Genomic DNA, 242 nt, shown 5'->3' with positions numbered 1-242 from the left:
ACGCTATCGCGCCGTGCTGGCGGCCGAGGCGGAGCGGCTTGGGGCAACGGTCGGCGAGCCGAAATGGGATGACGATGATTGGGAAGCGAAGCTCGACGTGCTTCTCGAGGAGCGGGTGCCGGTCGTCAGCTTTACGTTCGGCTGCCCAGACAAAGAGGTGATCGCCGCCTTGCAAAAGGCTGGATCGTTTGTGATCGTGACGGTCACATCGGTTGAGGAAGCCGATATCGCCTCCGAAGCCG

1 protein-coding gene is annotated in these 242 nt (G+C 62.4%); it reads left to right on the top strand.

What is annotated here, in order from left to right; all coding sequences use genetic code 11:
* A partial coding sequence (locus LD028_RS09355; protein WP_237811656.1) for a nitronate monooxygenase occupies positions 1-242 on the top strand: 242 nt, incomplete at both ends.

Source organism: Anoxybacillus sp. LAT27, from assembly GCF_022030075.1.
Lineage (GTDB): Bacteria > Bacillota > Bacilli > Bacillales > Anoxybacillaceae > Anoxybacillus > Anoxybacillus kestanbolensis.
Note: the sequence above shows the minus strand (reverse complement) of the source record. Positions and strands in the feature narration are given on the sequence as shown.